This is a genomic window from Photobacterium sp. SKA34, from assembly GCF_000153325.1.
GTDB lineage: Bacteria > Pseudomonadota > Gammaproteobacteria > Enterobacterales > Vibrionaceae > Photobacterium.
This window is the reverse complement of sequence record NZ_CH724147.1, coordinates 104029-126321: the sequence shown is the minus strand read 5'-3', so window position 1 is coordinate 126321 and position 22293 is coordinate 104029. Positions and strand designations below refer to the sequence as shown.

Sequence of the window (22293 nt, the reverse complement as noted above, 5' to 3'; positions counted from 1 at the left end):
CAAATTGTAAATATATTCTCTCGATAGTAGCGTAATTCATCAATTGAGTCGCGAATATCATCAAGCGCTAAGTGACTACCTTTTTTATTAAGACCATCTAATAGTTCAGGTTTCCATCGACGCGTTAATTCTTTTAGAGTGCTGACATCTAAATAACGGTAATGGAAGTATTGCTCAAGCTCAGGCATGTGTTTGTATAAGAAACGACGATCCTGACCAATACTATTACCACAAATAGGTGAAGCGCCTTTAGGAACCCACTGCTCTAAAAATGCAATTGTTTGTGCAACCGCTTGTTGCTCTGTCACGGTACTTTTACGAATACGCTCAACTAAACCACTATTTGTGTGTGTATTTGTGCACCAATCATCCATTTTATCCAACTCAGCCTCAGGCTGATGGATCGCAAGTACAGGACCTTCCGCTAAAATATTAAGTTGAGGATCAGTAACAATTGTCGCTATTTCAATGATTTTATGGGTTTCTGGATCTAATCCTGTCATTTCCAGATCGATCCAAATGAGATTCTTGTCGCTGATTGTCATTCGATATTGCCTATTTTGTGACTAAACCATGTATGATAATACCGAAAGCTAACCAAATTGAATGATATTCTTGTGGCAAAAAAGAAAAAGCTAACTAAAGGTCAGAGCCGACGCGTCCGCTCAAACCAAAATAAACGCCTTACTCGCGAAAAAAATGACGTCCAATGGGATGAGTCATTATTAGAAAATGCGCGAGAAGGACTGGTGATCACTCGTTTCGGCCAACATGCTGATGTCGAAGATCCCGAAACAGGCATAATTCATCGCTGTAACTTACGTCGCAGCATTCAAAGCCTCGTCTCTGGCGATCGTGTTGTTTGGCGTCCAGGGGTTGAAACCCTACAAGGTATTGCTGGCGTAGTTGAGGCGGTACATGAACGCCAGTCAATGTTGACTCGTCCTGATTACTATGATGGCGTAAAAGCGGTAGCAGCCAACGTTGACCGTATTGTTATCGTCTCTGCTATTTTACCGGAGCTATCACTTAACATAATCGATCGCTATATTATTGCCGCAGAAACTATCGGCATAAAGCCGCTTATTGTCGTAAACAAAGTCGATTTATTAAGCGCAGACGAGCGTAAAGGTGTTGAACAAAAACTCGCACAATACGAGAAGATTGGTTACCACGTTCGCTTAGTCAGTACCGATACAGGCGAAGGCTTAGATGGCTTAAAGCAAGACTTAAAAGATCATACCAGTATTTTTGCCGGACAATCAGGTGTTGGCAAATCAAGTATGGTTAATGCGTTAATGCCTGAAGTTGAAGCTGATATCGGTGATGTTTCAAGTAACTCAGGGTTAGGTCAACATACTACGACAGCAGCACGTTTATATCACTTTGAAGAAGGTGGTGATCTGATTGATTCACCTGGAGTGCGTGAATTTGGCTTGTGGCATTTAGAATCAGAGCAAGTAACAGAAGCTTTCGTTGAATTCCGTGATTACCTTGGTGGGTGTAAATTCCGCGATTGTAAACACAAAAACGATCCAGGCTGTATTTTACGTGAAGCCGTTGAAAAAGGTGAAATTAGCCAAGACCGTTTCAATAGCTATCATAAGATAATTGAAAGCATGTCGGAAAATGTCGCTAACCGACAATTTTCTCGTAACAAACCTGACTGAACCCCTCCCCTAAAAGAGTAACTATACTCTTTTAGGGATGAACTCCATTTTTGGACTCGACTCTCAAACTCTTAGCCACCCATGCAGATAACCTGACTTTCCCATAAGAGTTAGGTATCATTGCCGGTTAGGGTTGTTCTTTGTCTCTGGCAGAAACAGCTAGACTATTGATTAATTGGTATTTTTCGGAAGATTAATTGTGCTAGATAAGATAAAAATCGGCCTGCAATATTGTATGCCAAAGCATGCGCTAACACGTTTAGTGGGCAAACTGGCTTCATTAGAAGGCGGCAAAGTAACCACAGCGATTATTCGTTGGTTCATCAAACAATACAATGTTGATATGGCAGAAGCACGTAATTCCGATCCTACGGCTTACCCGACGTTTAACGCTTTCTTTGTTCGCGAATTAAAAGATGGTGCACGTCCAATTAATGAAGATACACGTATCATTAGCCACCCAGCAGATGCTTGTGTTAGTCAACTCGGTCCAATCAAAGAAGGTCGCTTATTCCAAGCAAAAGGTCACTATTTTGATGCTTGTGAACTATTAGGTGGCGATAAAAGTCTTGCCGATAAATTTATGGGCGGTGATTTCGCGACACTATATTTATCACCGAGCGATTACCACCGTGTTCACATGCCATGCGATGGTGTGCTGCGCCAAATGATTTATGTACCCGGCGATCTTTTCTCAGTTAACCCACTAACTGCAGAAAATGTCCCTAATCTATTTGCACGTAACGAGCGTGTTGTGTGTATTTTTGATACCGAGTTTGGTCCATTAGCACAAATACTGGTTGGTGCCACGATTGTAGGCAGTATCGAAACGACGTGGGCAGGAACAGTAACACCGCCAACAGGCCCAGAAGTACGTCGCTGGGATTACCCCGCCACAGGTACTGAAGCAATTAGCCTGAAAAAAGGTGAAGAAATGGGCCGCTTTAAGCTCGGTTCTACAGTAATCAACTTATTCCCTAAAAGTACGGTACGTTTTGTAGAGGAAATGAAACCACTGCAAACAACACGTATGGGTCAGCCTTACGCAGAGCAAATACCCCAAGAGCTGTAATAATAGATAAAAGAAAAAAGGGCTATCTTAGCCCTTTTTTCTTATCCTCAATATCAATAAACACTGGGCTTTAGTTGACGACTCCATGCAATCATCGATCAACAATTGCACTAAAGAATATGACATTTCCTCCACTCTCAATACCGTAATCTCTTAACAACGATAATCTTATTTTCCTTTCTCTCGTATTCGACTTACCATCATACCTATCTAGAATAAATGCCGTTATTTCAGCTCATAATCTGACAATACCAACGCGCCGATTTTTCACTATATAAATGCTATATAACAAAGGTTTTCACATGATAAAAAAAGCATCTTTAGTTCTTCTTTCTCTCCTTGCAGGAGTGTCTCTAAATGCACAAGCCGCTGACTGGGGCTATGGCAAAAGCAACGAACACTGGGCTGAAAGCTATCCAATATGCGGATTAGGTAAAAATCAAAGCCCAATTAACATTACTTCTGCGCTGCAAACAAACCTTGCCCCACTGCAGATTGAGTACGATGGAAAAATCACAGATATCACCAATAATGGGCATACAGTAGAAGCACTCGTAAGTGGTGATAATAAGCTGATTGTGGATGGAGATACGTATACCTTGAGGCAAATTCATTTCCATACGCCATCTGAAAACTTAATCAACGGTAAGCAATACCCGTTAGAGGCGCATTTTGTGAATGTCGATGATAAAGGCAATATCGCCGTTATTGCTGTGATGTTTGAAAACGGCCTGCGTGAGAACAATGCTCTTAGCTCTTTACTCAAAAACATCCCAACTAAAGGTAATACCATCGATTTCACCGATGATCTGAGCCCGAATAACCTTCTTCCTCGCGAGCGAGAATACTATCAATTCAATGGTTCACTAACGACACCACCATGTACCGAAGGTGTCCGCTGGTTTGTTTTAGAAACACCACAATTCAGCTCAAAAGATCAAACCGAGAAACTGCATAAAATCATGAGCAATAACAACCGACCAGTACAACCCATTAACGCTCGAATTATCGTTAAATAACCACGTAATGAGAACTACTTGCATTTAAAGGTTGAGTTCTCTATATTAGATCATTAAAGATAAGACGCCTTGAAATCCTACTTGCTGTCTATCTAAATGAATTAAGCTGTTTTAGGTAAATTTGCGGTCGCCCTGATACCGTCATCTCTTGATGTTTATCTGCATCTTGGACGTATCAGTTAAATTTATCTTACTTAATAAAAAAGCACGGTAATTTTTACCGTGCTTTTTTACGTTTATAGCAAACGTAACGTCTCAACAATGTTGTCGATTATGCTCTATCAATAGGAAAGGCCGTCACTTTTTCAATGTGATCAAGTCCTAATGCCAACATGATCAACCGGTCGATACCTAAGGCGACACCCGCACAGTCAGGGAAACCTGCACGTAGTGCGTTTACTAAGTTCATATCTATCGGTTGAAGCTTTAATCCCATCTCTAAACGCTTTTGATTATCTTGCTCAAAACGTTGTAATTGCTCATCACCATTCGCTAACTCATGAAAGCCATTCGCCAATTCAATACCTTTAAAATACACCTCAAAGCGCTCTGCCACACGAGGGTCCGTTGGGTTAATTTGCGCTAATGCCGCTTGCGAAGCAGGAAAATCATAAACAAAAGCCGGTACATGCTGACCAATTTTACCTTCAACGCCAATGCTAAACAGCAACTGTAATAAGGTATCGCGATCGTCTTCAGGTTCGGCAATATCGGACAGCCCAAGAGTTGCAGCGGCCGCTTTAAGTTCCATCATTGTGCCAGTTAAAGGACACACGCCAAGTTGGTTAATAAAGGCTTGTTGGTAGGTCGTCTTTTCAGCTGCACCACAACCTAAAACTAATTGCAGTAAATCATTCATTTCATTCATGAGTAAATGGTGATCAAAGTTAGGGCGGTACCACTCTAACATCGTGAATTCAGGGTTATGGTAACGACCCGATTCTTCATTACGAAAAGATTTGCAGATCTGATAAATCGCACCACTTCCCGCGGAAAGTAATCGTTTCATGTGAAATTCGGGGCTGGTCATTAAAAATAACGTTTGCCCATCAGCATACCCAGGCCCTACAAACTCTGTTTGAAAAGTATGCAAGTGTACATCCGTCACCGTTGCTTGACTCATGGCAGGAGTATCGACCTCCATCACATCACGAGCGGCGAAAAACTGACGAATAACCGCTAACAGATGAGCGCGTTTTTTGAGTTGCTCGATAGATGCAGTAGGTTGCCAAGTAGACATAAACTTTCTTCTTTGATGAAATTGAGTAATGCTCACATTTTATCAGAGCTCAACAATAAACGTCGCTGATTCCAACAAGAGATCGCAACAAAGTCTCTATACCTGATAGAGATATGAATAAATTATGAAAAAAGTATCCTCTCTTTTTTCTCACTGATGAAAACTTAATATTAAATTGATAGCTTTCAACACTCACATCCTCCTCACTAAACCATCACTTTATTTGTCTTTTTATCAGCAATTTAGAAAGAAACCCTAAGAAAAAACACAATCCCCCACATGTATTTATTAACATCCAATAAACATAAAAACCAACAAATACAAAGAGATAACAATTTAAAAACATAACCGATTGTGATAAATATCACAGGTTATGTAATCTTCTTACATTTTTTGACCATTTAGGCAAAAACATGCGTCTAAATCAATGTATCTAATCACAAGGTTTCATAAAATGCGCTCAGGATTTCAAGGATAGATGCGCCGTGCGCGTCTGTTCAATTTTTACCGTCTTACCTTCGGAGGATAGCTGTGAAGACTATTACCACAGATATCGCTGTAATCGGCGCAGGTGGTGCAGGCCTACGTTCTGCCATCGCTGCTGCAGAAGCTAACCCAGAACTAGAAATTGCACTGATCTCAAAAGTGTATCCAATGCGTTCGCACACTGTTGCGGCGGAAGGTGGCTCTGCTGCCGTGATCAAGGACGAAGATAGCTTAGATAACCATTTCAACGATACCGTTGGCGGTGGTGACTGGTTATGTGAACAGGACGTTGTGGAATATTTCGTTGAGAACGCCACTCGTGAAATGATCCAAATGGAACAATGGGGCTGCCCATGGAGCCGTAAAGAAAACGGTGAAGTAAACGGTGAAGTAAACGTTCGTCGTTTCGGTGGTATGAAAGTTGAGCGTACATGGTTTGCTGCTGATAAGACTGGCTTCCACATGCTACACACCTTATTCCAAACCTCAATTAAGTATTCTCAAATCAAACGTTTTGATGAATATTTTGTGGTTGATCTTTTAGTTGAAGACGGTGAAGTACAAGGTCTAATTGCAATCCACATGTCTGAAGGCGAATTGATTTGTATTAAAGCAAAATCAGTGATCCTAGCAACGGGCGGCGCAGGTCGTGTTTATCACTGTAATACTAATGGTGGTATCGTAACTGGCGATGGGATGGCAATGGCTTACCGTCACGGTATTCCACTACGTGATATGGAATTTGTACAATATCACCCAACAGGTCTTCCGGGTACAGGTATCCTGATGACAGAAGGTTGTCGTGGTGAAGGCGGTATCATTGTAAATAAAAACGGTTACCGTTACTTGCAAGACTACGGCATGGGCCCTGAAACACCGGTGGGCCAACCAAAGAACAAATACATGGAATTAGGCCCTCGTGACAAAGTGTCACAGGCTTTCTGGCATGAACAACAAAAAGGTAACACCATCAAGCACCCACTTGGTGATGTTGTACACCTAGATCTACGCCATCTTGGTGAAGAATACTTACATGAACGTCTACCGTTCATCTGTGAATTAGCAAAAGCCTACGTCAACGTGGATCCAGCGAAAGAGCCGATCCCAATTCGCCCTACTGTTCACTACACCATGGGTGGTATTGAAACAAATGGCGAATGTGAAACTCGCATTAAAGGTTTATTTGCTGTGGGTGAATGTGCTTCTGTCGGTCTTCACGGAGCCAACCGTTTAGGCTCTAACTCATTAGCAGAGTTCGTGGTATTTGGTCGTGTTGCTGGTGAGCACGCGGTTAAACGTGCTGAAGAATTCACAGGTTGGAATGACGCATCAATCAATGCACAAATTGATGCTGTTCAAGCACGTATTGACGCCTTAATGGCACAAGAAGGTGATGAGAACTGGGCAGAGATCCGCACTGAAATGGGTCACACCATGGAAGCCGGTTGTGGTATCTACCGTCAAGAAGATTTAATGCAGGCAACGATTGATAAGTTGGCTGAGCTAAAAGAGCGTTACAAGCACATCTCAATTCAAGATAAAGGCAAAGTCTTTAACACCGATCTGCTATACGCAATTGAAATTGGTTACGGCCTAGAAGTGGCTGAAGCGATGGCACACTCAGCGATCAATCGTAGAGAATCTCGTGGTGCACACCAACGCTTAGATGATGGTTGTACTGAACGTGATGATGTGAACTACCTAAAACACACGTTAGCGTTTTACAACAATGGCGCAGCACCAATTATCGATTACAGCCATGTAACGATCACCAAATCTCAACCTAAAGCACGTCTATATGGTGCTGCCGCTGACGAAGCTGCAGCAAAAGACTCTGCTGAAAAACTAGCAGCCACAGAGCAACAAGAGGAAAAGGCATAATGTCAGCGACTCGCATTCAATCAGTTGAAATTCTGCGTTATGACCCAGCAAAAGACGCAGAACCGTACCTAGAAAAATTCGAAGTACCGTTCAATGAAACCATGTCTGTTCTTGATGCGCTTGGTTACATTAAAGACCACCTAGATAAGGATTTATCCTACCGTTGGTCTTGTCGTATGGCTATCTGTGGCTCTTGCGGCATGATGGTAAATGGCGTGCCAAAGCTTGCATGTAAGAGCTTTTTACGTGACTACCCTAACGGTGTGAAAATTGAGCCATTAGCAAATTTTGCGATTGAAAAAGATTTAATTGTCGATATGACGCCATTTATTGAGCGCCTTGAAGCGATTAAGCCATACATAATTGGTAACGACCGCACGCCTGAAGATGGTACAAACCTACAAACACCAGAGCAAATGGCGAAATACAAGCAATTTGCAGGCTGTATTAACTGTGGTTTGTGTTACGCCGCGTGTCCTCAGTTTGGTTTAAACCCTGAGTTTATTGGCCCTGCGGCATTGACTCTGGCTCACCGTTACAACCTTGATAGCCGTGATAACGGTCAACATGAGCGTATGGAGCTTATCAATGGCGAAAACGGTGCGTGGGGCTGTACATTTGTAGGTTACTGCTCGGAAGTCTGTCCTAAGCATGTTGATCCAGCTGCGGCTGTTAACCAAGGCAAAGTGGAATCTTCTAAAGATTTCGTTATTGCGATGATCAAACCGATGGAGGCATAAGGATGAGCAATCGTAAACCTTACGTTCGTGAAATGAAGCGTACTTGGTGGAAAGAAAGCTCTTTCTATCGCTTCTACATGATCCGCGAAGCAACAGTACTACCTTTGATCTTTTTTACAATCTGCTTAACCTTTGGTTTAGGTAGCCTAGTAAAAGGTCCAGAAGCATGGCAAGGCTGGTTAGATTTCATGGCTAACCCTATTGTGATTATTTTAAATATTCTTGCCCTTGCAGGTAGCCTATTCCACGCATTCACCTACTTCAATATGATGCCGCAAGTTGTGCCTATTCGTATTAAAGGCAAATTGCTTGATAAGAAAATTATCATTCTTGCTCAGTGGGCTGTTGTTGCTGTTATTACCTTGTTTGTTCTTGCGATAGTTTAAGGAGTCCGTCGTGGTTAATTTACATCCTAAGCGTTCTGACGAGCCAGTATGGTGGAGTCTGTTCGGTGCTGGCGGTACTTGGTTTGCAATGATCACACCGGTTACGATTTTAGTACTCGGTATTCTTGTTCCTCTTGGCATTATTAGCCCAGAAGCAATGACTTACGATCGCGCAGCAGATTTCGCAACAAACTTTATTGGTGCGCTATTTGTTATCGCAACTCTGTCGCTACCCATGTGGCATGCGATGCACCGTTTGCACCACGGTATGCATGATTTAAAAATCCATGCAGGTGTAGTCGGTAAGATTATTTGTTACGCATTTGCGTTTTTGATCACCGCTCTATCCATTATTTTTGTATTCATGATTTAAGCTGTATACAAAAACACAAAAAGCACCGCTAGCGGTGCTTTTTTATTATCTAAATTTTATGATAGCGACTATTTCTAATTTACCTTTTTCCATCAATATCAAAAAATAGAAACAAAAAAGGCCGCTTACGCGACCTTTTCATCGTTAATGATATAACGACCTTATAAACCGATTAATTACTTAACGCGGCTTACGTATTCACCAGAGCGAGTATCAACTTTGATCACTTCGCCGATAGCGATAAATAGAGGTACACGAACAACAGCACCAGTACTTAGTGTTGCTGGCTTACCGCCAGTACCTTGTGTATCACCTTTAAGACCAGGATCTGTTTCCGTTACTTCTAACTCAACAAAGTTCTGTGGTGTTACAACAATAGGGTTACCGTTCCAAAGCGTTAATGTACACGGATCGTTTTCAACTAACCACTTAGCATTATCACCAACCGCTTTAACGTCAGCAGCAATTTGCTCAAACGTTTCGTTGTTCATGAAGTGATAGAATTCACCATCGTTGTATAGGTAATCAAGATCAGTATCGATTACGTCCGCAGCTTCAACTGTTTCACCTGATTTAAAAGTCTTCTCTAAAACTTTACCAGAAATAAGTTTACGGATTCGTACGCGGTTGAACGCTTGACCTTTACCAGGCTTAACAAATTCATTTTCGATAATGACACATGGTTCATTATCTAGCATAATTTTCATTCCGCCGCGGAATTCATTGGTGCTGAAAGACGCCATTCTAATCCTCTTAACATCTTCGAGTTGTATTTAATGTCGCATATCATACCCCTAAACGTGCCATCTGTTGAGCAAAACTGGCTTAATGATCTATCGAATGCGATATCTGATCCCTTTCAGTTGCTCAAATTGCTCAAAATTGATCCCACACCATGGGAAAATGGCCTCGCCGCAAGGAAACTGTTTGCGCTACGTGTTCCATTGAGCTTTATTGATAAAATGGAAATCGGCAACCCACATGATCCACTTTTACGTCAAATTTTACCCTTAGAGCAAGAATTCGAAGTTCACCAAGGTTACTCTATCGATCCCCTTAAAGAACAGCAGAACGATATTCCAGGGTTACTGCATAAATACCACAATCGTGTATTGCTGATAGTCAAAGGTGGCTGTGCGGTAAACTGCCGTTATTGTTTCCGTCGCCATTTCCCATATAGCGACAATAAAGGTAACAAACATCAATGGCAGCAGAGCCTTGAGTACATCGCCGCCCATCCTGAAATCAATGAAGTAATTTTGTCCGGTGGCGATCCTTTAATGGCTAAAGATCATGAGCTCCAATGGCTTGTTGAGCATATAGCAGCAATACCTCATATCAAGCGCCTACGCATCCACAGCAGGCTACCTGTGGTGATCCCTAATCGTATTACCGATAATTTGTGTCAAATACTGGCAGAGACGCGTTTACAAACGATTTTGGTGACTCATATTAATCATGCAAACGAAATCGATGATGCGCTAACCACTGCAATGGGCAAACTAAAACAAGCCAATGTCACCTTACTTAACCAAGGCGTACTGCTAAAAGGCGTTAATGACTCTGTAAAGGCATTAACAGACCTCAGCGAAGCATTATTTGATGCTGGCATTCAACCTTATTACCTCCATGTCTTAGACCGTGTACAAGGCGCAGCCCATTTTATGATAGATGATGAAACGGCACGTCAATTAATAGCAGGGTTAATCACTCAAGTCTCAGGGTACTTAGTCCCTAAACTCACCAGAGAAATCGGTGGACGAGCCAGTAAAACGCCGCTGGACTTACTGCTTGAATAGGCCATAAACCCAACAGCAACACGAAAAAAGACGATTAAATCGTCTTTTTTTACACCCAAAACAAAATGAACACCTTTTTATTAAAAACACACCAAAAAGATGAACGAATAATCAAGACCACTTAAAGCAATATGACAACCGAAACATAAGAGATTGATTAATAATAATTAAAACAACGCGTGCAGCTTTTCAAGAAAAATAACAACCAAGCATTAGTAATGTAATATGATTTATACACACATTAAAAAAAACATAATGTTACTTATACTTCTTCGATAAATAAAATTATCGAAGACAATCAAAAAAATCATCGTTAAGGCTATCGATTTTTTATTGTTTTAAGCGCATAGTCGCGACTCATACAGCAGCATATATTTAACAAGTTCGCCAAACTTAACGCTGCTGACTATCACTTCTTATTTGTCGCGAGTAACGCAATGAAAATTGGCATTTTGTCGCAAAACGCTAACCTATACTCCACCCGTCGTCTTGTTGAAGCTTGTGAGCAACGATGACATGAAGCTGTGATTATTAATGCACTACGTTGTTATATGAACATCAACTCCGTGCAGCCTTCGATTCACTTTGAGGGTAATGATTTAACAGGCTTTGATGCCATTATTCCGCGTATTGGCTCAGACATTACATTTTATGGCTGCTCTGTATTACGTCAGTTTGAAATGATGGGCGTCTTCCCTGTCAATCAATCAATTGCTATTTCCCGCTCACGCGACAAACTACGTTCATTACAGTTATTAAGTCGTAAAGGTGTTGGTATGCCTGTCACCGGCTTTGCGAGTAAACCAGATGACGTGCCTGATTTAATCAAAATGGTCGGTGGTGCACCTTTAGTTATTAAGTTATTAGAAGGTACTCAAGGGATTGGCGTAGTATTAGCTGAAACTCAAAAAGCAGCAGAGAGTGTGATTGAGGCTTTTATGGGCTTAAAAGCCAATATTATGGTTCAGGAATATATTAAAGAAGCCGGTGGCGCCGACATCCGTTGTTTTGTGATTGGCGATAAAGTGATTGCGTCAATGAAGCGTCAAGCAGCTGAAGGTGAGTTCCGCTCAAACCTACACCGTGGTGGGAGTGCATCACTGATCCGTATTACACCAGAAGAGCGTAAAACGGCGATTGCAGCCGCTAAAGCAATGGGATTAAGCGTGGCGGGTGTAGATTTACTGCGCTCTAACCGTGGTCCATTAATCATGGAAGTCAACTCATCACCAGGTCTTGAAGGCATTGAAGCCGCAACAGGCAAAGATATTGCTGGTATGATCATCGAATATATTGAAAGAAATGCCAACAAGAGCAAAAGATTTCAATTAAATCAATGACTTGAAATCGCCGTTGTTATATTTCATAACAACGGCAATTATGAACTTAAATAAAGATCAGCTTTTTACTTGAAATACAGCAAAAAGCAGAACAAAAATACCCGAAAGTAAAAACCTCAAATATACAATATAACCTGTTGATTTTAAACAAGTTAATTTCGTGCAGCTTTTTAAGCTTTTTCCTCGACAAACTAAAGCTTTGATACCGCTGAGTTCTTTATACCTTATCTATTATTAATATAATTAGTAAGTAACAGCTTACTTTTTCACTGACAAAAGCAAAGTTTGGAACAATATATCGTCACATTCCTATAACTGTGATCGTTAAAACATCCACTAATCACTGATGAGATTAATACTATCAGACCGTTCAAAATTACGTTAACTTAGTACGTTATATAATAATGATGATATTAAAAATCAAAGGATTAACAATGACAGACTTTACCTATAACGTTGCTATGATTGAAGATGAAAAGCCTTTTGACATGGGACAGGTAAATACGAAAGATGTACCAGAAGAAGCCCTAGAGACTTATACAGAGATGCTTTCTCAGCTATTACAACATGAAGATCCAAGTAAGCATTACGCTGGCTTTGGCTTTGAAGGAGCTGAAAAGTTAGCGTTTAGCGCTATACCTATCACTGAACACGATCAAATTGGCGCAGGTATGGTTTACAACCCAGACGATAATGGCGAGAACTTAGTACTGGTTGGTCGTGTATTCTTCAGCATAAAAGATCGTACCGTTTCTTTTAATATGGAACCCAACGCCGATGATGTATTAGTTCAAGGTGATATCGATTTACGTGGTTTCATCCAGTCGTTCATTGTTTGCTTTATGGCTGCGTGGGTCTCATTAAATCAGGATAACCTACCTAGCGAGAGCTAATAGACTCCCTCTTTTGATATTCATTACGCCTCTGTCAATACAGGGGCGTTTTTATAGCTAAATACTATCGTTCTCAGCCCTATCAGACATCAGGATCTCCCACCTAATCAACACGTACAGCTAAAAACAAAAATTACAGCTTTTTTGCGACCAAATGAATAAGCATTTACAGCTCCTCCCATATACCTCGTAAGTCATTGAAATAAAATACTTAAAATAACGTACAGCTTTTTACGCTTTTTTCTAGGTAAGCAATAGTTAGTAACAGTCATTATACTGGGAAAATCATATTTATCGACCACGTCAAAGTCGATGATTTGATTAAATATTATTAAATGAATATTTGTTGAACACCTTTTTAAGGTTAACTCATAAGAAATATAATTTATAACACTTATGTTAATTAATAACCTTGGATAAGCTTAAACACAATAAAGATGTAAGAATGTCTCTTTCTAAAATAGATATAAATAGAAATATTTATATGATTATTATCTAAGTAATGGTTATTGCAGTTATTTAACCACAATGCTGTACACTATTTTTACTGGTTTCATGCATGATTATAACAACCACACCTTATTTTTATCTTGAATGTATTAGAGATAATAATAAGACAAAATGAACACCTTTATATTACCCGAGCAGTAAATAGGTGTACACTTTCATAACGATAAGGTAAAACATCGCAATACTTAGGTAAGCTATTGTTTTAAAATGAATTTATTTTTGTTCAGCTTTTTGAGGTATATTCCCGGTGAACTATGTACAACAATAAAAACAATGTTACTCATCTTAGTTCTATATTTATCAGGCAATAAAAAAGCCGAGCGTCATGCTCGGCTTCTCAAATAACAAAGAGAGAAATCTCTACTGTTATAAATGGCTTACATCATACCGCCCATGCCACCCATACCACCCATACCGCCCATATCAGGCATTGCTGGAGTATCAGTCGCTTTGTCAGTAATCATAGCTTCTGTCGTGATCATAAGACCAGCAACAGATGCTGCGAACTGAAGTGCTGAACGGGTTACTTTTGTTGGGTCTAGGATACCCATTTCAATCATATCACCGTACACGCCAGTTGCTGCGTTATAACCGTAGTTACCTTCGCCTGCACGTACATTGTTAGCAACAACAGACTCTTCATCACCTGCGTTCTTCGTGATTTGACGAATAGGCGCTTCCATTGCACGAAGTGCTACACGAATACCCACGTTTTGTTCTTCATTGTCGCCAGTAAGGCCTACAACTTTAGATGCTGCGCGGATAAGTGCAACACCACCACCTGCTACAACGCCTTCTTCAACCGCAGCGCGAGTTGCATGTAATGCATCTTCTACGCGGTCTTTCTTTTCTTTCATTTCAACTTCAGTTGCTGCACCAACTTTGATAACAGCTACGCCGCCAGCAAGTTTAGCCACACGCTCTTGAAGTTTTTCTTTGTCGTAGTCAGAACTTGCATCTTCAATTTGTTGACGAATTTGCGCTACACGACCTTGAATCATCGCTTCTTCACCAGAACCATCGATGATTGTTGTATTTTCTTTAGTGATAGTTACGCGCTTAGCTTGACCAAGATCTTCTAGCTGAACTTTTTCTAGCTCCAGGCCGATCTCTTCAGAAATCACGGTACCAGCTGTTAGTACTGCGATATCTTGAAGCATTGCTTTACGACGGTCACCGAAACCAGGCGCTTTAACCGCAGCCACTTTCACGATGCCACGCATGTTGTTCACAACTAATGTTGCTAGCGCTTCACCTTCAACGTCTTCTGCAATAATAAGTAGAGGACGAGATGCTTTCGCAACGCCTTCTAGTGCAGGAAGAAGTTCACGGATATTTGATACTTTCTTATCAACCAATAGAATGAATGGGCTTTCTAAATCAACAGAACCCGCTTCTTGATTGTTGATGAAGTATGGAGATAGGTAGCCACGGTCAAACTGCATACCTTCAACAACGTCTAGTTCGTCTTGAAGTGCTTGGCCTTCTTCAACAGTGATAACGCCATCACGGCCTACTTTTTCCATCGCTTCAGCAATTAGGTTACCTACTGTTACATCAGAGTTAGCAGAAATCGTACCTACTTGTGCGATAGCTTTTGTATCAGCACATGGTACTGATAACGCTTTTAGCTCTTCAACCGCTGCAATAACCGCTTTGTCGATACCGCGCTTAAGATCCATAGGGTTCATACCCGCAGCGACAGCTTTTAGACCTTCTGCGATGATCGCTTGTGCAAGTACTGTTGCTGTTGTTGTGCCGTCACCCGCCGCATCATTAGCTTGTGATGCAACTTCTTTCACCATTTGTGCGCCCATGTTCTGGAATTTATCTTCCAGTTCAATTTCACGCGCAACAGAGACACCATCTTTAGTAATAGTTGGTGCACCGAATGATTTATCTAGTACAACGTTACGGCCTTTAGGACCTAATGTTACTTTTACTGCATCAGCTAGAATGTTGACACCTTCTAGCATTTTAATTCGTGCGTCGTTACCAAATTTAACGTCTTTAGCAGCCATCTTGCGTTTCCTTTCTTAATTTTTAATTCGATGTGATCGGATTATTCAACGATTGCCATGATGTCATTTTCAGACATGATTAGAACTTCTTTGCCTTCGATTTTTTCAGTCTTAGTACCGTAGCCTTCAGCAAAGATAACAGTGTCGCCAACTTTAACGTCAAGTGGCTGAACAGAACCGTTTTCTAAAATACGACCTTTGCCTACTGCAAGTATTTTTCCGCGTGTTGATTTTTCAGCCGCAGAACCCGTTAATACAATGCCGCCAGCAGACTTAGACTCAACTTCTTGGCGCTCAACGATAACACGGTCGTGTAAAGGACGAATATTCATCGGTCGTCTCTCCTGATAATTGGTAATTTCCATACATGAATGTACACACAAACTGATGTTTGGCGACTTTTCTATTAACTAATCATGTTGGGTCTAATTAGAGAGAACCCAAGGTTTAGACCGATTTTTTTTCATTATTTATTTGAGAACTTTTGCCCGATCACATTCTTTGCATTAGGGTATGCAAGCATCCTTACAATGAGACCGCCATGGAAACCAACAACAAGCCTGATAAATACGGCTTATTATCCGATCCGATCCCAGATGCATTACGCCGTTTAGCCGTACCAATGGTATTCGGTATGATTGCTATTTTAATGTTTAATCTGGTTGATACATTTTTTATCTCACTACTTGGCACCAATGCATTAGCCGCGGTCAGTTTTACTTTTCCAGTTACCTTTGGCCTGAACTGTATCACCATGGGAATGAGTGTCGGGATCTCTACCAGCATTGGACGTTTACTCGGAAGTGGAGATACCAAAAGTGCCGCACGACTCACTACACATGGTTTATTGCTTGCCGTTATTTTAATGGTGCTCGGCTCAACGGTTGGTTGGCTAACGATAAATCCACTCTTTTCCTTAATGGGCGCCAGTGCGGATTTATTGTCAATCATCCATGACTATATGGCAGTCTGGTACATCGCGATCCCCTTATTGGTGATCCCTATGACGGGCAACAGTGCAATACGCGCAACAGGCGACGCTAAAAGCCCAGCTAAAATTATGATCATGGCTGGTTTAATTAACGGTGTCCTCGACCCTTTATTAATCTTTGGTTACGGGCCGTTTCCAGAATTAGGTGTTAAAGGCGCTGCAATCTCAAGCGGGATCAGTTGGGCAGTAGCATTAACCGCTTCACTGTATTTGCTCCATCGCCGTGAAAAATTACTCACAACGCCAGTGTTCCTAAAATTAAAATCAGATTGGCAGCAGATATTACATATTGGTGCGCCTGCTGGATTATCAAACGCACTCAATCCATTTTCTAGCGCCTTATTAATGTCATTGCTTGCCGCACAGGGCACCGCATCGGTTGCCGCATTCGGTGCAGCGATGCGTATTGAATCAATTTTGGTGATAGGGATGATGGCACTGGGCTCAGCATTAATGCCATTTATGGCGCAAAACCTTGGTGCCAATAAACCTGAACGTGCATTTGAAGCGCTTTTTTCTGCCATGCATTTCGCGATTTTATTTCAACTGCTGATTTTTATCGCCATGGTGCCACTAAGTGTGCCATTAGCTTCACTGTTTTCTAGTGATGCAACGGTACAACACCAACTTTGGCATTATTTATTAGTCGTACCTGCCAGTTATGGTTTACAAGCAGTATGTATGCTGCTTATTAGCGCGCTCAATGCATTACATAAAACCGTCAATGCACTTATTTGGAATTTGTTACGTTTATTTGGTTTTCTTCTACCAACGGCTTGGGTAGGCAGCTTGTATTATGGCACGGAAGGGCTATTTATCGGTATTTCTATTGCCAATGTTATTGGCGGTATTTGTGCTTATTTGTATGCGCGGCGATTACGAAAGACGATCTTATCCTCGATCGTTACCCCACCTAAAATATAAATAGTATAAATATAAAAAAGGCAGCTAACGCTGCCTTTTTTATATACAACGTTTAAAAACTTATTTTAAACGTGGTTTTTGATCGTTGTCATTTTGATCATCTTTACGTTCAAATTCACCATCAAAAACATCACCATTCTCATTTTTATGACTAAACGGCCCTTTTGATTGTCCATCAAACCCCGAGCTAAAACCACCACCAAACTGATTAAAGTTACTCTGCACTTTAACTCTCTGCATTAATTGCTGTGCAATCTTGTCGCGAATAGGTGGCAGTAAAATACACATGCCTAATGCATCTGTCATAAATCCAGGCGTGAGCAATAACACTCCAGCAACCGCTAATAGTACACCTTCAATAATTTCTTGTGCTGGCATTTGCCCTTGCTGCATCTTAGTTTGTACTGACATTAATGTCGCTAAACCTTGGCTACGTACCAAAGAAGCCCCAACGACGGCAGTAATAAACACTAAAGTCATCGTTGGCCAAAAACCCAAAAAGCCACCGACCTGAATAAATAAGCCAATTTCAATCATTGGAACGGCGATAAAAAGCAGCATTAATATTGCAAACACACCTAACCTCTTTTTTATAACGTATCGGTTATCAAAACACTGAATAACTCAATATAGTATTACATGTTTAAACTCTAAATACCGTGCCGCTTAAGATAAAAAATCGTTAACAAATAATTCAACAGTTATATTTGAACTAGATCTTAAAAACACATTTCAGCCCCAAACAATTTGTTCATATATTGTTATTTTTTTTCATTTTTAGATGAATAATTCACTTGCCTGTTAACAAAATTTGTGAGTATGATCGCGTTTTTGTGCAAATATTTTCAGGCTCACGTAAAAAGTGATCTGGATTATGTTTTTAGTCAATTAGGGGAGTATTATCAGCATCAATTAAGATGTCAGGTACGATCATCTTGCTTCAACTTAGCGAAACGGATTCTTTGCTTAGATAGTTGTCTTAATCATTGATTTTATTAAAAGATTCCCAAAGGGCTATATTATGTCTCAGATGATTGATCTTGAAAAAAATAACGAAGCAGCACTGAATGTTGCAACTAGAATCGAAGAAGATCTTCTTGGTAAGCGTCACGTTCCAACAGACGCGTATTGGGGTATTCACACTCTACGTGCAATCGAAAACTTTAATATCTCTAATACCACTATCTCAGACGTACCTGAGTTTGTTCGCGGCATGGTTTTCACCAAAAAAGCAGCGGCAATGGCGAACAAAGAACTCGGTGCGATCCCTTCAGATGTCGGTAACTACATCGAGCAAGCGTGTGATCTTATTTTAGAAACAGGCCGTTGTATGGATCAATTCCCTTCTGATGTATACCAAGGTGGCGCTGGCACATCTGTAAATATGAACACCAATGAAGTGATTGCAAACCTTGCTCTTGAGCTTATGGGCAAAGAGAAAGGCGAATATGACATCATTAACCCGAACGATCACGTAAACAAGTCCCAATCAACTAACTGTGCTTACCCTACTGGTTTCCGCGTTGCGGTATATAACAGCATCATTAACATGCTAGAAGCATTAGAGTACCTAAAGACAGCCTTCGATGTGAAAGCAACGGAATTTGCTAGCATCTTAAAAATGGGCCGTACTCAGCTACAAGACGCAGTACCTATGACTGTAGGCCAAGAATTCCATGCTTATAGTGTATTGCTAAAAGAAGAAATCAAAAACCTGCATTACACCGCGCAATTACTGCTTGAGGTCAACCTAGGTGCAACTGCTATCGGTACTGGTTTGAATGCAGCTACGGGTTACCAACACCTAGCGGTTCAACGCCTAGCTGAAATTACAGGCCTACCTGTTACACCAGCAGAAGACTTGATTGAAGCAACATCCGACTGTGGTGCTTACGTTATGGTTCACGGCGCGCTAAAACGTACTGCAGTGAAACTATCTAAAATCTGTAACGATCTACGTCTACTCTCTTCTGGTCCTCGTGCCGGTATTAACGAAATTAACCTTCCTGAAATGCAGGCAGGCTCTTCTATCATGCCAGCAAAAGTAAATCCTGTTATCCCAGAAGTGGTTAACCAAATTTGCTTTAAAGTGATCGGTAACGATACAACCATTACTTTTGCTGCAGAAGCAGGTCAGCTTCAACTTAACGTAATGGAGCCTGTGATTGGTCAAGCGTTGTTTGAGTCAATCAGCTTACTGAAAAATGCGTGTGTTAATTTACGTGAGAAATGTATCGAAGGCATCACAGTGAATAAAGATGTATGTGAGAGCCACGTATTTAACTCTATCGGTATCGTGACTTATTTAAACCCATTCATTGGTCACCATGAAGGCGATATCGTAGGTAAAATCTGTGCAGAAACAGGAAAGAGCGTACGTGAAGTTGTTCTAGAACGCGGTCTTCTTACTGAAGATCAATTAAATGATATCTTCTCTATTGAAAACTTGATGCACCCTCAATACAAGGCACAACGATACAGCTAAGCAATTGAAAAAATAAAAAAAGCGGGTTTTCTTATGAAAACCCGCTTTTTTTTTTGAGCTTTTTTGTTTTGACTCAATTCATGGCAAATATGACCTTGTTAAAATATCTGTAACAATAATAAGTCTCAGATATTTTTGTTTATTTAAAAGCATTGTGACTTAACAAGAACGGATTAAACTCGTGTGAAATTTTATAAAAATAGACGTCAGAGCATTATCACGGTAAGAATAATTAATTCAAAAAAATGAATTTTATTCATAGTAAAAACTGTGACAGTATTTTTATTTTTATCTCATTTTTTATTTTTAACTTCTATTTTTTAAACTTTTAAACTTTTAAACTTTTAAACTTTTAAACTTTTAAACAGGAAAAATTCTATGATTGGAATAGAGCTATTTGTTGTCCTTGCCTTTATCTTTTTAGGGGCAAGGATCGGCGGTATCGGTATTGGCTTTGCCGGTGGTGCAGGTGTCATTGTGTTATCATTGGTACTGGGTGTACCCACCAGCCAATCATTCATACCTGTTGATGTAATCTTAATCATCATGTCAGTAATCACCGCAATTGCAGCCATGCAGGTTGCGGGCGGTATGGACTGGCTGGTGCAACTTGCAGAAGATTTTCTACGTAAAAATCCAAAACGCATTACCTTCTATGCGCCAATCGTGACCTATTTAATGACGGTAATGGCAGGTACTGGACATACCGCATTCTCAACCTTACCGGTTATTGCTGAAGTGGCTAAAGGCCAAGGTATTCGTCCCTCTCGCCCCCTTTCTATTGCCGTTATTGCCTCACAAATTGCAATTACTGCATCTCCAATATCTGCGGCTGTTGTTGCTTTCTCCGGTATTTTAGAACCTATCGGCGTAAGTTACGTAACACTACTGGCAATCTGTATTCCTACAACATTCATTGCTTGTATGGTTGGCGCTTTTGTTGCCAATTTTATGGGATGTGAGCTAAAAGATGATCCTATTTATCAAGAACGCCTAGCAAAAGGTCTAGTTACAGCTGAGAGTTCAAGCCGTCGCGAAATTAAACCTCAAGCAAAACGTGCAACTTACATCTTTTTAGTCGCGATTATCTTTGTCGTTTGCTACGCCGCTGCTATCTCGCACTCTATTGGTTTAATTGACAACCCAACTCTAGGTCGTAACGAAGCTATCATGTCGGTAATGTTAACAGCAGCCGCAGCAACAGTTTGGTTATGTAAAATTGATGCATCAAAAATTGCTTCTGCGCCAACGTTCCGCTCAGGTATGACAGCCTGTATCTGTGTATTAGGTGTGGCATGGTTAGGTTCAACGTTTGTTAATGCACACGTTGATGGTATTAAGGAAGTTGCTGGCTCTCTATTGGGTGACTACCCATGGATGCTATCACTGGTATTATTCTTTGCATCAATGCTACTTTACTCTCAAGGTGCAACAACTGTTGCACTGATGCCTGCAGCATTGGCGATTGGCGTCGCACCGCTAACCATGATTGCTTCATTTGCAGCAGTAAGTGCATTATTCGTACTTCCAACTTACCCAACGCTATTGGCTGCCGTAGAGATGGATGACACAGGTTCCACCCGTATTGGTAACCTTGTATTTAACCACCCATTCTTTGTCCCTGGTGTAGTTACGATCTCTACTTCCGTAGCACTTGGTTTTGTTGTTGGTGGCTTCTTACTTTAAGTCAAAAGCCCCTCACTGATTAAAAAAGATTGCTCTTGAGCAATCTTTTTTTTGTCTTAACTTTGACATCCATTTACACAAATTTAAGAAATTATTGCTAAGATAATAACACCTTAAAATATAAGAGTTATCACTATGATGTTATTAACAAATTACCCGATTATCATGGCGATAACGATTATATGTATCCTATTATCTTGCGGAACACTCTGGTTTATTTACCGCCATCCCATTCCCTATAAAGGGCTATATTGTATTGGTTTAGGCATTGTTGTAGGTCTGTGCTCTGTCTTTCTTTTTTCGGCGATTAAACATTTAGAGCGCCAAGCGAGCCTGACCACTGCACCAACATTTATCGCTATCCAATCTATTGATGATTTAGATATCGCATTAGCAGAAGCTGCTAGCCAAAATAAGCCCGTGCTGCTAGATGTAACAGCAGATTGGTGTACACCTTGTATTGCCTATAAAAAGGAAGTTTTTCCCTCTCCATATGTAGCCAAGCAACTAGCAAAATATACCTTACTCGAAGCGAATGTGACCGCTAATACCCCAGAAGATCTAGCGTTGATGCAGCAGCTAAATGTCGTAGGTTTCCCAACATTATTGTTCTGGGATCATAACGGTAACCAAGCAACTAAAGCCCGAGTAACTGGGTTTATGGATGCCAGTAAATTTAGTGAACACCTGCACCAACAAGCACTGTACTTCCAGTAACTATTTACAGAAAAACAGTCACATTTAACAGAATAGAAGTATTGAGTTACACCTAAAGTA

The 22293-nt window shown here is 40.8% G+C and carries 19 protein-coding genes and 1 pseudogene; 14 read left to right on the top strand and 6 right to left on the bottom strand.

The annotated features are described in order from the left end of the window. The coding region (gene orn / locus SKA34_RS22545) for an oligoribonuclease (protein ID WP_005372585.1) at positions 1-545 on the bottom strand (545 nt) is incomplete at its 3' end. Between the two features lie 72 nt (positions 546-617). On the opposite strand from orn, the gene rsgA reads away from it, so the two are divergent. The 3 genes from rsgA to SKA34_RS22530 all read left to right on the top strand — a co-directional run bounded on the left by rsgA (position 618) and on the right by SKA34_RS22530 (position 3761). Beyond that, positions 618-1670: a small ribosomal subunit biogenesis GTPase RsgA gene (gene rsgA / locus SKA34_RS22540; protein ID WP_006647652.1), complete on the top strand. Its 1053-nt coding sequence runs from the start codon at positions 618-620 to the stop codon at positions 1668-1670. Between the two features lie 199 nt (positions 1671-1869). Next, entirely contained in the window at positions 1870-2742 is an 873-nt protein-coding gene (gene asd, locus SKA34_RS22535; protein ID WP_039861136.1) for an archaetidylserine decarboxylase, read from the top strand. Positions 2743-3044: 302 nt separating this feature from the next. Continuing rightward, entirely contained in the window at positions 3045-3761 is a 717-nt protein-coding gene (locus SKA34_RS22530) for a carbonic anhydrase (protein WP_006647654.1), read from the top strand. 271 nt (positions 3762-4032) lie between these two features. Here SKA34_RS22530 and epmA read toward each other — a convergent pair whose 3' ends face one another. Next, positions 4033-5001 (bottom strand): elongation factor P--(R)-beta-lysine ligase, encoded by a 969-nt coding sequence (gene epmA, locus SKA34_RS22525; protein ID WP_006647655.1) that lies wholly within the window; start codon positions 4999-5001, stop codon positions 4033-4035. Between the two features lie 531 nt (positions 5002-5532). Between epmA and frdA the strand changes: the two genes are divergently transcribed. From frdA to frdD, 4 genes are read left to right on the top strand one after another with little or no spacing between them, the layout of a single operon-like run. Beyond that, positions 5533-7368 (top strand): fumarate reductase (quinol) flavoprotein subunit, encoded by a 1836-nt coding sequence (frdA, locus tag SKA34_RS22520; protein WP_006647656.1) that lies wholly within the window; start codon positions 5533-5535, stop codon positions 7366-7368. Further along, positions 7368-8108, top strand: coding sequence for a succinate dehydrogenase/fumarate reductase iron-sulfur subunit (locus SKA34_RS22515; protein WP_005372593.1), 741 nt, complete (start codon positions 7368-7370; stop codon positions 8106-8108). Before frdA ends, SKA34_RS22515 begins: the two co-directional genes overlap by 1 nt. A gap of 2 nt (positions 8109-8110) precedes the next feature. Then, a complete protein-coding gene (gene frdC, locus SKA34_RS22510; protein ID WP_006647657.1) occupies positions 8111-8494 on the top strand; it encodes a fumarate reductase subunit FrdC in 384 nt (127 codons plus the stop codon). 10 nt (positions 8495-8504) lie between these two features. Next, entirely contained in the window at positions 8505-8867 is a 363-nt protein-coding gene (gene frdD / locus SKA34_RS22505; RefSeq protein ID WP_006647658.1) for a fumarate reductase subunit FrdD, read from the top strand. 176 nt (positions 8868-9043) lie between these two features. Here frdD and efp read toward each other — a convergent pair whose 3' ends face one another. Next, complete coding sequence (efp, locus tag SKA34_RS22500) at positions 9044-9610, bottom strand: elongation factor P (RefSeq protein WP_006647659.1); 567 nt, start codon at positions 9608-9610, stop codon at positions 9044-9046. 33 nt (positions 9611-9643) lie between these two features. On the opposite strand from efp, the gene epmB reads away from it, so the two are divergent. From epmB to SKA34_RS22485, 3 genes and pseudogenes are all read left to right on the top strand, one after another. Beyond that, the gene (gene epmB / locus SKA34_RS22495; RefSeq protein WP_006647660.1) at positions 9644-10666 is read left to right on the top strand and encodes an EF-P beta-lysylation protein EpmB; all 1023 of its coding nucleotides are present in this window, start codon (positions 9644-9646) and stop codon (positions 10664-10666) included. A gap of 437 nt (positions 10667-11103) precedes the next feature. Then, a pseudogene (gene rimK / locus SKA34_RS22490) lies at positions 11104-12006 on the top strand (30S ribosomal protein S6--L-glutamate ligase). A 434-nt stretch (positions 12007-12440) separates the two neighbouring features. Continuing rightward, positions 12441-12899, top strand: a complete 459-nt coding sequence (locus SKA34_RS22485) for a hypothetical protein (RefSeq protein WP_006647663.1) — start codon at positions 12441-12443, stop codon at positions 12897-12899. 887 nt (positions 12900-13786) lie between these two features. Here SKA34_RS22485 and groL read toward each other — a convergent pair. After that, a complete protein-coding gene (gene groL / locus SKA34_RS22480; RefSeq protein ID WP_006647664.1) occupies positions 13787-15430 on the bottom strand; it encodes a chaperonin GroEL in 1644 nt (547 codons plus the stop codon). Positions 15431-15471: 41 nt separating this feature from the next. Further along, positions 15472-15762: a co-chaperone GroES gene (locus SKA34_RS22475; RefSeq protein ID WP_006647665.1), complete on the bottom strand. Its 291-nt coding sequence runs from the start codon at positions 15760-15762 to the stop codon at positions 15472-15474. Positions 15763-15971: 209 nt separating this feature from the next. Here SKA34_RS22475 and SKA34_RS22470 point away from each other — a divergent pair, with 209 nt between their 5' ends. After that, on the top strand, positions 15972-17345 hold the full coding sequence (locus tag SKA34_RS22470) for an MATE family efflux transporter (protein WP_006647666.1): 1374 nt from the start codon (positions 15972-15974) through the stop codon (positions 17343-17345). A 60-nt stretch (positions 17346-17405) separates the two neighbouring features. On the opposite strand, the gene SKA34_RS22465 is transcribed toward SKA34_RS22470, so the two are convergent. Then, a complete protein-coding gene (locus SKA34_RS22465; RefSeq protein WP_006647667.1) occupies positions 17406-17921 on the bottom strand; it encodes an FxsA family protein in 516 nt (171 codons plus the stop codon). Between the two features lie 445 nt (positions 17922-18366). Here SKA34_RS22465 and aspA point away from each other — a divergent pair, with 445 nt between their 5' ends. The 3 genes from aspA to SKA34_RS22450 all read left to right on the top strand — a co-directional run bounded on the left by aspA (position 18367) and on the right by SKA34_RS22450 (position 22233). After that, the gene (gene aspA, locus SKA34_RS22460; RefSeq protein ID WP_006647668.1) at positions 18367-19830 is read left to right on the top strand and encodes an aspartate ammonia-lyase; all 1464 of its coding nucleotides are present in this window, start codon (positions 18367-18369) and stop codon (positions 19828-19830) included. Positions 19831-20208: 378 nt separating this feature from the next. Beyond that, positions 20209-21516, top strand: a complete 1308-nt coding sequence (locus tag SKA34_RS22455; protein WP_006647669.1) for an anaerobic C4-dicarboxylate transporter — start codon at positions 20209-20211, stop codon at positions 21514-21516. 135 nt (positions 21517-21651) lie between these two features. Then, entirely contained in the window at positions 21652-22233 is a 582-nt protein-coding gene (locus SKA34_RS22450; protein ID WP_006647670.1) for a thioredoxin fold domain-containing protein, read from the top strand. Positions 22234-22293: the final 60 nt, after the last annotated feature.